Origin of the sequence: Terrabacter lapilli (assembly GCF_039531305.1) — a bacterium.
Lineage (GTDB): Bacteria > Actinomycetota > Actinomycetes > Actinomycetales > Dermatophilaceae > Terrabacter > Terrabacter lapilli.
The window spans coordinates 899515-911229 of record NZ_BAAAPU010000007.1 but is presented as its reverse complement, the minus strand read 5'-3'; the positions used below and the strand labels follow the sequence as shown (position 1 = coordinate 911229).

Genomic DNA, 11715 nt, shown 5'->3' with positions numbered 1-11715 from the left:
ACGTCTCTCTTCGGTGGACTAGTGCAGGACGGCGAACGGCCGCATACGTGCCACCGGTCGCACGATCCGGTGGCTGGTGAGCACCGACATGGCCGCGTTCACCCCGGCGTCGTCGAGGTGCGGGGCCTCCGTCGGTGCGGTGTCGTCGTAGCGGAACCGCAGGGTGGACCGGCCTCTCGGGTCCGACTTCGAGGTCCCGTTCTTCGCGAACTGGTCTATGACAGTGCCCGCCCCGTGGCACGCGGAGTGCAGGCTCGGGCCGCTGGAAGCGGCCACCGCCAGGTACGAGGACGTCTTGTGGGTACCGGGGAGGAGGACCGCCTGTCCCGTCTGGGCGAAGGTGGTGCCGGGGGTCATCAGGTGCGCGGGGTAGGCCCGGCACGAGTTGTGGCGGTGCACGACGGCACGCTCCCCCGCCACCTCCTCCTCGTAGATCGAGTTGTGCGGCGAGTCCACGACGAGCCTGCCCGGCTCCCCACCGAAGGCGTCAGCCGCCAGCTGGCGCAGCGCCTGGTACGTGACCATCCGGAAGGCATAGCCGTAGTTCATGGCCGCCGCGTTGGCCAGCATGAGCCGCTGCCCCTCGTCCGAGTCGAGCTCCACCGGCGGGCACGCCGACGTGAAGAACAGGCGCATCCGCTCGCGGACCTGTTGCGCCGATCGTGCGGTGGCGAGGTGGAAGAGCGGCTTCTGGACGGCCATGGCGGCCTTCATGACGCGGTTGGCGTCACGCCGGCGGGCGAACAGGTGGCCGATCTCGCCCGTGAGCACGCCACCGCCGGCGTGGTACTGCAGGGTCACCTGCCCCTGCCGGATCCCGAGCAGCTGAGCCGCCTCGGGATCGAGGATCTCCTCCACCTCCTGCAGCTCGACGAAGTGGTTGGTCGGGCCCACGGTGCCGAAGCGAAGCCTGGCCAGCTGCCACGTGAGCGCCGGCAGCTCGGAGACGAGGCGGTCGCCGCCGCCCCACCGTGCGAGGTCGATCCGGCCGCCTTCCTCGACGCGCTCGAGCTCGGCCGGGTCGATCCCGTGCCGTTCGACGGCGAAGGCGGCGCCCTCGGTGGCCGCGCTGACGACCTCGCGGTAGGACAGGTCGCGCCGGTTGGTCGTCGGGTACGGATAGCGTTCGCGCACCCGACGGTAGAAGTCGGTCACGGCCGCGTCGGTCGGCCGGTCACAGTTGAGGGCGATGAGCGCCATCCCGCAATTGATCGACGAGCTCGTCAACGTCGGCCGGATGGTGCCTGCGGTGGCCACGGCGATGCTGGACGGCATCTCCATGGCCGACTTGTGGTGGAAGTCCGGCAGGACGACCGGTGGCGCCGCGAGATCCATCCCGAGGGTCGCGGAGTTGAACGAGTCGACCATGTCACGGTCCGCGGGCAGGTGGTCGCTGTCGAACACGCGCGCGCCGTGATGGCCGGTCGACGAGCCGCCCAGCGGCTCGTCGCCGCGACCCGCGATCACATTGATCTTCATGTGGCGAACCTTTCTTCCAAGTGAGTACAGGGGTGCATCAGTAGTCGTCGGGGTACGGCGCGGACGCCTGGACCGCCGCCATCGCACCGACCGGCTCGGGGCGGTAGATCGGCAGGGCGGCACGAAGAGTGCGGCGCACCTCGTCTGCTGCGTTGCGCCGAGCCGCGTCGTAGAGCGACAGGAGCAGCGAGTCGAAGTCCTCGTGCACCGGAAGGGTCTCGGCGCTGAAGATGCGGGGGTGGCTGGTGGGGAGGCAGTCCTCGTACTCGCTGAAGAGCGACTCGTGGAGCTTCTCGCCCGGACGCAGGCCGGTGAAGCGGATCCGGACGTCACGCACGTCGAGCTGACGTGCGAAGTTGGCCACCAGGTCGACGATCCGCACCGGGGCCCCCATGTCGAGGACGAACGTCTCCGAGCCGGTGGTCAGGAGCGCGGCCTCCAGGACGAGCCCGACCGCCTCCTCGATGGTCATGAAGTAGCGCGTGACGTCGGGGTGGGTGATCGTCACGTCGCGTCCGGCGGCCATCTGGGAGACGAGTACCGGCAGCAGGGAGCCTCGGCTGCCGAGCACGTTGCCGAACCGCACGGCCGACACGAGGGTGCGGCCTCCGGAGTTCCTCTTGACGACCTGTTCGGCCAGGGCCTTGGTGGCCCCCAGGACCGAGGTCGGGTCGGCGGCCTTGTCCGTGGAGATGACGACGAACCGCTCGACCCCGGCCTCGAGGGCGGCGAGCAGGACGTTCTCGGTCCCCTCCACGTTGGACTTCACACCCTCGCACGGGTGCTGCTCGAGCATCGGGAGGTGCTTGAGCGCGGCCGCGTGGAAGACGACCTCGGGCCGGTAGTACGCCATGACCTGACGCATCCGCTCGGCATCCCTGATGTCCGCGACGACGGCGTCGTGGCTGTCGAGGAAAGCCTCACCGCGCAGCTCCAGCTGCAGACGGTGCAGGTTCGTCTCGTCGTGGTCGAGCATGATGAGCCGGGTGGGTGCGAAACCGTTCACCTGCCGGCACAGCTCGCTGCCTATCGACCCGCCGGCTCCGGTGATGAGCACCGTTCTGTCCGTGATGATCTCGGCGACCTCGGGAGAAGCGACGTGCAGCTCGCTCCGCCCGATGAGGTCGGCCACGTGCAGGGAGCGCAGGTCCGTGCCCACGACATCACGCTGGAGCAGCCCCACGAACGACGGCAGGCGACGCACACTCGCCCCGACGCGGGCAGCGGCGGTCGCGAGCCGGGTCACCTCCGCCTCCGGCAGTCCCGGGATCGCGAGCACCACGACATCGATGCGTTCGGCCGTCGCCACCCTGAGCACGTCGGAGAGTCGGCCGAGCACCGGCAGGTGCCGGACCCTGCGCTTGGTCAGGTCGTCGTCCAGGAAGCCCACCGGGCAGAGCCCGAACTCCTTCACGCGCTGCAGGTCTCGGGCCAACGCCTTGCCGGCCTCGCCCGCGCCCACGATCAGGGTCCGCAAACCGGTCTGACGGCCCGCGCTGCCGTTCCTCGCACGGGTGCCAACCTCAGAAGTCATCGAATGCCTCCTATCTGCCACAAGGCCGCACACACCTCGTCGACGTCGTCATCGGTCAAGTTCTGGTCGAAGGGAAGAGAGACGGTCCCCTCGAAGACCTCGTCGGCGCCGGGCAGTCCCGTCGCGGGCACCACGCAATGCTCGACGTGCCAGGTGAGTCGGTGGAGGGGGATGAAGTGCACGGAGGTGCCGATGCCGCGGGCGCTCAGGAGCTCGATGAGCTCGTCCCGGGGCACCGGGAAGCCCGGCTGCACGCGTACGGCGTAGAGGTGCCAGGCGTGTCGGCCCTCGACCGGGCGGGGGGGAAGGGTGATGGACGGCAGTCCCGCGAGCTGGGCGTCGTAGCGGGCGGCGATCGCCTCGCGTCGCGCCTGGTCGGCGCCGAAACGGCGCAGCTGGGCCCGGCCGATGGCCGCCTGGACGTCCGTCAGGTTCGCCTTGAGGCCGTCGTCCGCCACGTCGTAGCGCCAGCCGGCGCCCGGTCGGTAACGGCGCCAGGCGTCCCGGGACATGCCGTGGAGTCGGGTTCGGACCAGGGTGTCCGCGAAGTCCTCGTCGCTGGTCGTGACCATGCCGCCCTCGCCGATGGCCAGGTTCTTGGTCGCGTAGAAGCTGAAGCAGGTGGCCCGGGAGATGGAGCCCACCCGTCGTGCCCCGACCTCGGTGCCCAGCGCGTGCGCTGCATCCTCGATGACGTGGTCGAGCCCCAACCCGGCCGCGGCGGCAGCCGCCTCGACGTCGACGGGGTGGCCGCCCAGGTGGACCACGACCATCGCGGACACCCCTCCGACTTCGCGCACGGCCGCCCGGATGTTCTCCTCGGTGGGGACGGCGGTCCGGGGGTCGACGTCCACCAGCACGGGCGTCAGGCCGGCGTGCGCGATGGCGCCTGCGGCGCCGCAGAAGGTGTCGGTGGACATGAGCACACGTGCGTCACGTGGCAGCCCGAGAGCCCTGAGCGCCAGCTCGAGCCCAGCGGTGCAGGAGCTGACGGCAACGCCGCGAGAGGCGCCGACGTAGTCGGCCAGCTCCCGCTCGAACTCGATGGCCTCCTGCCCCGTCGTGACCCATCCCGACTCCAGCACACGGTCCACTGCGGAGCGCGCCTCGGGCCCGATCACCGTGCGTGCGAAGGGAACCGGGCGCGTGGACGCCACACGTCGTCGTGGCGGTGTCTGGATGGTCATGTTCAGCCCTGACTCTCGGTAGCGTGCCGGCAGGCGTGCGGGCGGTCCCACTCCGTCGACACTAGGAAGCGCCCTGCACCGGCACACCCGATGAGCGCCCGAGCGCCTCTACGCCATTCGCGGTAGACAGCTCCTCAGCACTGCGGATGAGAAGCCCGGTCCGACGGGCCTCGGCCACGGCGGCCAGAGTGGTGTGGACCTGCAGCCGCTGGAGGATCGCGCCGATGTGGGTGCGCACCGTGTTGGGCGACATGTTGAGCAGCCGCCCCGTCTCGGTCCGGGAACGACCGTCCATCAGGCAGCGCAGGACATCGCGCTGACGCGGGGTGAGCTCGATGGCGTGGTGGCCGACGGGCGGCGAGGAGGTGCCCCGCTCGGCCGTCGTCGGCAGGACCGACGTCAGGAGGGAGACCGGGATGAACACCTCGTGCACCGCGACTTCCCGGACGGCCAGGACCAGTCGCTGCAGGGGCTCGTCGCTACGGATCCAGCCGCGAACGCCGATCTCGAGTGCCTGGCGTGTGAGGTCTGCGGCCGACGGCTCGGTCACGAGCACGATGCCCAGATCCGGCTCGCGCTCCAGTGCCGAGCGCGCCAGCTCGAGAGACGTCTCCGGGGTGTCGAGAGCGTGGAGGACCAGCACGTCCGCGGGCACACGCCCCAGAACCCCCAGCAGGACGTTCACACTCGAGGCTCGTCCGACGACACGCATCTGGGGCACCGCCTCCAGGGTCTCCGCCAGGGCTTCCAGCAGGAGCTGTTGGGCGGCGAACACCACGACCCGGAGCGGCGACTCTGTCATGCCCTCAGCATCCGGGGCCCGGACCGACGGCACACCCGACGTCTGGACGACCGGCGACTACGTCACCTGCTGGACAAAGGGGTGAGCGCGGACGCGGCGACATCGTGGCTCAGGAGCGCAGTCGCGCAGGCCACAGCGAGGGCCCGCCGAGGTCGGCGACGAGGGCGGCGGCCTCGAGCCGTGAGTGGACGCCGAGCTTGGTGAGGAGGTTCTGGACGTGGGTGCGCGCCGTGCTGGCCTGGACACCGAGCCGCCGGGCGATCTGCTGGGTCGTCAGGCCCTGGGTGATGCACTGCAGGGCATCCCACTCCCGGTCCGTCAGGAACCGCAGGGCCCACATCGGGTCCGACGGCGAAGGCGGCAGGAACGCCTGCTTCAGGAGGCTCGCCTCCACCGCCACCTGACCCTCGACGGCCCGGGAGATCATGACGCAGATCTCGTCCACGGACATGGACTTGCGGAGGAACCCCGCCGCACCGAGCGACAGCGTTCCCGCGACGGACTGGGGGTCGGCCGTCGCAGAGAAGACGACGACCTTGGTGTCCGGCTGGCGCCTCGTCATCGCCTCGAGGGCCGTGAGGCTGGTGCCCTCCGGGAAGTGCAGGTCTAGGAGGCAGACATCGGGAGCGTGCTCGGTCACGGCGCAGACGGCCTCCTCGGGCGTCACGGCCAGAGCCACGACGTCGTGGCCGCGCGCCACCAGGGAGGCCCCGAGCGCTTCGAGGAGCAGACGGTGGTCGTCGCAGACGACGATCCTCATCGCGCGTGGCCCTGCGCGAGCAGTGGCAGCTCGACCGTGGCGACCGCCCCGCCGCCGGCGCCGTCCGTGAGCTCGAGTCGCCCACCGCACTCGCGCAGGACACGTGCAACGGTGACCAGCCCGATCGAGTGCTGCGGCACGAGGTTGCCCAGGCCGGGCCCGTCGTCGGCGACGGTCACCACGGCCCGTGAGCCGCCGGCTCGAACGCAGACGGTGACGCATCCGTCCTTGCCCGCGGCCCGGGCGGCGTTGTCGAGCAGGCAGATCAGCGCCCTGACGAGAGCGACCCGGGGAGCGACGACGCGCACGTCGGAGCTCCCCTCCAGCGTGACCGCGGCCGAGGGCGCACAGCACGACAGCGCGTACGCCGCCACGTCCATCAGGTCGAGCGGCTCGTGCCGGTCCTCCGCGGGCCCGTCCAGCACGGACTCGACGAGGTCGGTGAGCCAGGTGACCTCGTGCCGGATGGCGGCCAGGCGAGGGTCGTCGTCACCGATGCGCGGGTCGGCGAGCATGCGGATCGTGGCGAGCGGCTGTATGAGGTCGTGGCAGAGCGCGCGCAGGGCGGGGTCGCCCGTGCGAGGGGGCGGCATGTGCTGCACCACGTCCATCTGCGCGTGCGCGCCGAACGGCGCGCGGCGAGGTCTCAAATCCACGTTCTGAACTGACATGTGATCCCCAATAGAACGATCTACCTACCCCGTGGCACCGGCCCCGCCCCCGCGGCGGCCAGTGGTTCCTGGCCCGGGCGACTCGCCCGGGGCAGGAGAAATCAGCGTGGGCCTCAAGGGCCCGAGTGCGCGTCACAGCGCTGCGACCGACCGGAGCGCGGTCGACGCCTCTGTGTCAATCAACCCCCAGCTCGAGGGCAGCCTCTCCCATTCATCTGCCTCGTCAACCCCCTATGAGCGCCGCCAAGCGGACCCACTCACCCCCGGCCCGGCCCTGCTGCCCCTCTGCTGCAGAGCCTGTCGGCTGATTCGCGTTGCCTGTCGGCTGCTTCGCGTTCACCGTAACACCGGGACTTGGGCGCACAGGCGCAATCGCAACACGAAGCGCGAGTTCGATTGAAGCGCAGTCGAACACGAGTCTTTGGGACGGAAATGTCGGACAAGTCGAGGCACATCTCCCGGGCCCGCTCCGCCGTCGACGTGACGGCAGCGTGCCTCAGCGGCGCACCAGGCGGGCTCGGTTGCGGACGACCGAGCGGGGGAGGACCCTGAGCAGCCCGACGACGGCCTTGTACTGGGTGCCCGGCACCGACACGACCCTGCCCTTGTCGACGTCGTGCAGGCAGTCGGCCACGAGCTTGCGCGGGTCGAGCCACAGGAACTCCGGCCCCGGCTTGCTGATGCCGGCCCGCTGCTGGAACTCGGTGTTGGTGAAGCCGGGACACAGCGCCGTCACGGTGACCCCCGAGCCGGCCAGCTCGGCGGCCAGTCCCTCGGTGAAGGTCGTCACCCACGCCTTCGCGGCCGAGTAGGAACCGGAGGCGATGAACCCTGCGACCGAGGAGACGTTGACGATGCGCCCACGCCCCCGGTCGCGCATCGCGACACCGGCCGCGTGCGACAGAACGAGCACCGCGCGCGTCAACACGTCGAACGCCGCCTCCTCGACCGCGACGTCGTTGCGCAGGAACGAGCGCCGCTGGCCGTAGCCGGCGTTGTTGACGAGCACGTCGACGGGCCGCTGCCCGTCGGCGACCCGGTCGGCGACCGTCTGCAGCGCCGACCGGTCCGACAGGTCGGCGACGAGCACCTCGGCGGAGACGGCATACCTGCTCGTGAGCTCGCCTGCGAGCTCCTCGAGCCGGCCACGGTCGCGGGCCACGAGCACGACGTCGTGGTGGCGGGCGGCCAGCTGGTGGGCGAACTCCCGCCCGATGCCGGCGCTCGCGCCGGTGACGAGGGCCGTGGGTCGCGTCGTGCGCTCTGCAGTCATGCGCCTCACCCTAGGCACCGGGTGTCGCCGCGGCCGTCTAGGGTGACCGACTGTGCGCATCGCCACCTGGAACGTCAACTCCATCCGGTCCCGCATCGACCGCGTCGCCGCGTGGCTCGAACGCACCGACGTCGACGTGCTCGCCATCCAGGAGACCAAGGCGCGCGCGGACCAGTTCCCGCTCGACCGGTTCGAGGCCCTCGGCTACGACGTGGCCCACCACGGCCTCAACCACTGGAACGGCGTGGCCATCGCCTCCCGGGTGGGGCTGGAGGACGTACGCGTGGGCTTCGACGGGATGCCCGGCTGGGGTGACCCAGCGGTCCCGGAGGCGCGCGCGATCGGGGCACTGTGCAAGGGCGTACGCGTGTGGTCCCTCTACGTCCCCAACGGCCGCGCGCTCGACGACCCGCACCTCGGCTACAAGCTGACCTGGCTCGAGGCACTGGCCGTCGCCGGCCGAGGCTGGCTCGGTGAGGACCCGGACGCGCAGATCGCGCTGCTCGGCGACTGGAACATCGCCCCGACGGATGCCGATGTCTGGAGCGTCGCCTACTACGAGGGCCGCACGCACACCTCACCGGGCGAGCGGGCAGCCTTCCAGGCCGTGGTCGATGCTGGGTTCGCCGACGTCGTGCGCCCGCACACGAGCGAGCCGGGCACCTTCACCTACTGGGACTACACGCAGCTGCGGTTCCCCAAACGCCAGGGCATGCGGATCGACTTCGCGCTGTGCTCCCCCGCCCTCGCGCGGCGCGTCGTCGGCGCCGCCATCGACCGCGAGGAGCGCAAGGGCAAGGGAGCGTCCGACCACGCGCCGGTCGTCTTCCAGGTCGGGGACTGACCGAGCGTGGTCGTGGCGCAGGGATGCTCAGGCGTCGATCGGGCGACCGCTGAACGATCCCGTGCCCTGCGTCTGGACGGCACCGGAGGCGTCGAAGACGGTGTACGAGTAGGTCCCCCAGATCTTGCCCTGGGTCCAGCCGCCTCGGATGCGCACTCGGATCGTGACTCCGGGCTTGCCCGGCCCCGCCGGACCCGGCTGGCCCATCCACATCGTGCCCTGGAAGCCGCCGCCTCCTCGACCTTCCCACGTGCCGGTGAAGACCGAGTCCGCGGGAGAGATGTCCTGGCTGATCAGGACCCCGCCGGCCGTGAAGCTGATGACCGTCGTCGTCTTCACCGCGTCGGCCGTGTTGTCCTTTCGGGAGACCACCCAGCTCCCGGTCAGGCCTGAGCCACTGCTGCCGCTCGCCGACGCCGATGAGGCGCCTGCCACGCTCCCGATCGCCACGGCGGCGCCCGTCCCCATCAGGACCCGCCGGCGGTTCACGATGTGCTCGTCCATCTCATCCTCCTCGTCGCTGCGGCGGCCTCCACCGCCGGCCCGAGCTTCCAGAGTCGAACCGGCCGACAACCGCCGTCAAGGGCGCGACTTGCTTTGCGGCGAGATGCGTGATATAGGAGCCGCTCAGAGAGCGATGAAGCGCGGCACGTCGGCGTCCGCCGGCCCTGTCCCGCCCACCCGGCGGCGCACGAGCCCGAGCCCGAAGGCAGCCGCCGCGCCGAGCAGGGCGGCGACGGCTCCACCGAGGAAGACCGTCTGCACCTGCACCACGCCGGCCCCGACCAGGGCGCCCGTGTCGAGCTGGTCGGGCAGGCGCCGCACCGCGTCGAAGTAGCGGCTCAGGCCGATCGAGGTGAGCAGGGCCAGACCGACCACCATCCCCACCATCCGGGCCACGACGACCAGAGAGCTGGCGACGCCGTGCGCGTCGGCCGGTGAGTCGGCGAGTGCTGCGTTGTTGACGGGCGCGAGGGCCAGCCCCATGCCGAGGCCCACCACGACGAGCACCACGGTCGCCGGCACCGTGTCGGTGACCGACTCCAGCGTCCATCGCGACATCACGAGCAGCCCGGCGCCGGCGAGGAGCAGGCCCGGACCGGCCACCGCCCCGTCGCCGAGGCGGCGCAGCGACCAGCCGCCGAGCAGCGCGCCCACCGGGACCGCGAGCAGGAACCGGACGAGGACGAGGGCGGCCCCCGTCTCGTCGTAGCGGTCGGTCAGTCGGGCGAGGAGCGGCACGTCGACGACGACGGACACCAGCGCCGCGCCGACGAGCAGGCTGACGAGGAGCGAGAGCAGTCCCCGGGCCCCGACCACGCCACGAGGGATGAGCGGGTCGGTCGCGCTCCGCTGCCGCCAGGCCAGCGCGAGGAGGGCGAGGACGCCGAGTGGGAGCAGGCGGTAGCCGAGCGGCCCGACGACCGCCTTCTCAGGGTCGGAGGAGGCGAAGGTGAGCACCAGGCAGCCGAGAGCGACGGCGACGAGGAGGGCACCGACGAGGTCGGCCCGGCGTAGCGCGCGCCACCACCGCGGCGCCTTCAGCACCGCCACGGCGAGCAGCAGCCCGAGACCCGCGACGCCGATGGGTGTGAGCAGGCGGGACGTTCCGACGAACGGGACGAACGGCGCACCGAGCGCCACGTCGGTGACCAGCGACTCGGGTGCCGCCAGCGCCAGCCCCGTCGCCGCGAGTCCCAGCACCAGCAGCACGGCCGTGCCGGCCCGGGCCACCCTCCCCGAGGGCGTACGCGTCCTCCCGCCCTGTTCTGTCGGGAGCCCGCGGGCGCCGAGGAGGTGGATGACGGCATACAGCACGAGGGCGGCGAGGACGTTGATCCAGAAGATCGCCCGCCACCCGGACCACGCGAGCACCACGGCTCCGAGCACGGGCCCGAGCACCGAGCCGAGCTCCTGCACGGCGCCGACCACGCCGAGCGGTGTGCCGCGCTCGTGGGCCGGCCAGAGGTCGGCGACCAGCGCCAGCGTGGCCGGGACGAGGCCGCCACCGCCGACGCCCTGGAGCACGCGGCCGGTGACGAGGACCGGCATCTCCACGGCCAGGGCCGTGACCGCCGACCCCGCCATGAACACGAGCAGACAGCCCAGCAGGATCCGGCGGCGGTCGAGCAGGTCCGAGAGGCGACCGATCAGGGGCAGCACGGCGATGTAGCCGAGCAGGAAGCCCGAGATGATCGGGGTGGCGCGCTGCAGGGCGTCGATCCCGATGCCGACGCCGGCCATCATGTCGGTCAGGGCCAGCACGACGACGTAGGTGTCGGCTGCTGCGAGCGCCACGGCCGCCGACGCCGCCGCGAGCAGGGCGAGACGGGAGGTGCTCGCGGGCGCGGCGGCTGGCATCACGGGCTCGTCACGGGGGCTCAGGGCTTGGTGATGGTGACGGGCTTGCCGTACTGGTCGAGCGTCAACGTGTAGGTCGACGTGGTGCCGGAGCCGAAGAAGGGTCCGGCGATGGCGACCTGGCGCAGCTCCTGGGAGTCGGTGAGGCCGTACGTCGCCGAGTAGGTGCCGAAGCTGTCGCCGATCAGGAAGAGGTCGGTCACGGCCTTGCCCGGCACGGTCCCCTTGACGGTCGAGAGCACCTCGGCGCCGCTGCGCACCTTGTCGCCATCGGCCGGCGAGGTCGTCGCCGTCAGCAGCGTCGTCAGGCCCTTGTCGGGCGAGAAGAGCACGGCGGGGTCCGGCAGCCCGAAGGCCTTGGGGTCGATCTTGTTCGTGCCCGGGACCAGGGGCAGCTTCGCGTAGACGTCGCCGCCGATCGAGGTGATCTCGGCGTCGGCCTGCACGCCCTTGAGCGAGACCTTGAACGTGCCCTTGAACGCCGGCGGGTGCTTGCCCCACCCGTCGGCCGACACGACCCCGCTCGCGCCCTGCGGGACGTTGGCGCTGGCCAGCTGCAGGTGCACCGAGGGGGCGGCGTCGACCTTGGCCTTGGCCGCAGCCAGGCGCTGCGCCGGCGAGAGCTGCGTCTGGCCCGTCGCGCCACCCTCCGAGCTGCTCGAGCAGGCGGCGACCGAGGCGACGCAGAGCGCCGAGAGGGCCGCGGCCGCGAGTGTCCTGGTGATGCGCATGCGCGTCAGGCTAACCGAGAGCCTCGGGCCGGCTCGGGTGGCCGGGCCGATGTGGGTATGGCTAGGTTCGGGG

The 11715-nt window shown here is 71.4% G+C and carries 11 protein-coding genes; 1 reads left to right on the top strand and 10 read right to left on the bottom strand.

Annotated elements, in window-relative coordinates:
* Positions 1–18: 18 nt before the first annotated feature.
* The 7 genes from ABD241_RS12140 to ABD241_RS12110 all read right to left on the bottom strand — a co-directional run bounded on the left by ABD241_RS12140 (position 19) and on the right by ABD241_RS12110 (position 7706).
* Positions 19–1479 (bottom strand): RtcB family protein, encoded by a 1461-nt coding sequence (locus ABD241_RS12140; protein WP_344062606.1) that lies wholly within the window; start codon positions 1477–1479, stop codon positions 19–21.
* A gap of 37 nt (positions 1480–1516) precedes the next feature.
* The gene (locus tag ABD241_RS12135; RefSeq protein ID WP_344062603.1) at positions 1517–3013 is read right to left on the bottom strand and encodes a polysaccharide biosynthesis protein; all 1497 of its coding nucleotides are present in this window, start codon (positions 3011–3013) and stop codon (positions 1517–1519) included.
* The gene (locus ABD241_RS12130; RefSeq protein WP_344062600.1) at positions 3010–4200 is read right to left on the bottom strand and encodes a DegT/DnrJ/EryC1/StrS family aminotransferase; all 1191 of its coding nucleotides are present in this window, start codon (positions 4198–4200) and stop codon (positions 3010–3012) included. Before ABD241_RS12130 ends, ABD241_RS12135 begins: the two co-directional genes overlap by 4 nt.
* Positions 4201–4261: 61 nt before the next feature.
* A complete protein-coding gene (locus ABD241_RS12125; protein ID WP_344062597.1) occupies positions 4262–5002 on the bottom strand; it encodes a response regulator transcription factor in 741 nt (246 codons plus the stop codon).
* A 109-nt stretch (positions 5003–5111) separates the two neighbouring features.
* Positions 5112–5762, bottom strand: a complete 651-nt coding sequence (locus ABD241_RS12120) for a response regulator (protein ID WP_344062594.1) — start codon at positions 5760–5762, stop codon at positions 5112–5114.
* Positions 5759–6418 carry a sensor histidine kinase gene (locus ABD241_RS12115; protein ID WP_344062591.1) on the bottom strand — a complete coding sequence of 220 codons (660 nt, stop codon included), beginning with the start codon at positions 6416–6418 and terminating at the stop codon, positions 5759–5761. The genes ABD241_RS12120 and ABD241_RS12115 overlap by 4 nt, the downstream gene beginning before the upstream one ends.
* Before the next feature lie 511 nt (positions 6419–6929).
* A complete protein-coding gene (locus tag ABD241_RS12110; RefSeq protein WP_344062588.1) occupies positions 6930–7706 on the bottom strand; it encodes an SDR family NAD(P)-dependent oxidoreductase in 777 nt (258 codons plus the stop codon).
* A gap of 52 nt (positions 7707–7758) precedes the next feature.
* On the opposite strand from ABD241_RS12110, the gene ABD241_RS12105 reads away from it, so the two are divergent.
* Entirely contained in the window at positions 7759–8550 is a 792-nt protein-coding gene (locus ABD241_RS12105; protein ID WP_344062585.1) for an exodeoxyribonuclease III, read from the top strand.
* Between the two features lie 27 nt (positions 8551–8577).
* Here the strand turns inward: ABD241_RS12105 and ABD241_RS12100 are convergent, their stop codons facing one another.
* From ABD241_RS12100 to ABD241_RS12090, 3 genes are all read right to left on the bottom strand, one after another.
* The gene (locus ABD241_RS12100; protein WP_344062581.1) at positions 8578–9054 is read right to left on the bottom strand and encodes a hypothetical protein; all 477 of its coding nucleotides are present in this window, start codon (positions 9052–9054) and stop codon (positions 8578–8580) included.
* 123 nt (positions 9055–9177) lie between these two features.
* Positions 9178–10911, bottom strand: coding sequence for an MFS transporter (locus ABD241_RS12095; RefSeq protein WP_344062578.1), 1734 nt, complete (start codon positions 10909–10911; stop codon positions 9178–9180).
* A gap of 20 nt (positions 10912–10931) precedes the next feature.
* A complete protein-coding gene (locus ABD241_RS12090; RefSeq protein ID WP_344062575.1) occupies positions 10932–11642 on the bottom strand; it encodes an LppX_LprAFG lipoprotein in 711 nt (236 codons plus the stop codon).
* Positions 11643–11715 lie beyond the last annotated feature (73 nt).

Coding starts and splice junctions, on each gene's coding strand:
- ABD241_RS12140 (WP_344062606.1), bottom strand. CDS start 1,479: ATGAAGATCAATGTGATCGCGGGTCGCGGCGACGAGCCGCTGGGCGGC.
- ABD241_RS12135 (WP_344062603.1), bottom strand. CDS start 3,013: ATGACTTCTGAGGTTGGCACCCGTGCGAGGAACGGCAGCGCGGGCCGT.
- ABD241_RS12130 (WP_344062600.1), bottom strand. CDS start 4,200: ATGACCATCCAGACACCGCCACGACGACGTGTGGCGTCCACGCGCCCG.
- ABD241_RS12125 (WP_344062597.1), bottom strand. CDS start 5,002: ATGACAGAGTCGCCGCTCCGGGTCGTGGTGTTCGCCGCCCAACAGCTC.
- ABD241_RS12120 (WP_344062594.1), bottom strand. CDS start 5,762: ATGAGGATCGTCGTCTGCGACGACCACCGTCTGCTCCTCGAAGCGCTC.
- ABD241_RS12110 (WP_344062588.1), bottom strand. CDS start 7,706: ATGACTGCAGAGCGCACGACGCGACCCACGGCCCTCGTCACCGGCGCG.
- ABD241_RS12100 (WP_344062581.1), bottom strand. CDS start 9,054: ATGGACGAGCACATCGTGAACCGCCGGCGGGTCCTGATGGGGACGGGC.
- ABD241_RS12095 (WP_344062578.1), bottom strand. CDS start 10,911: ATGCCAGCCGCCGCGCCCGCGAGCACCTCCCGTCTCGCCCTGCTCGCG.
- ABD241_RS12090 (WP_344062575.1), bottom strand. CDS start 11,642: ATGCGCATCACCAGGACACTCGCGGCCGCGGCCCTCTCGGCGCTCTGC.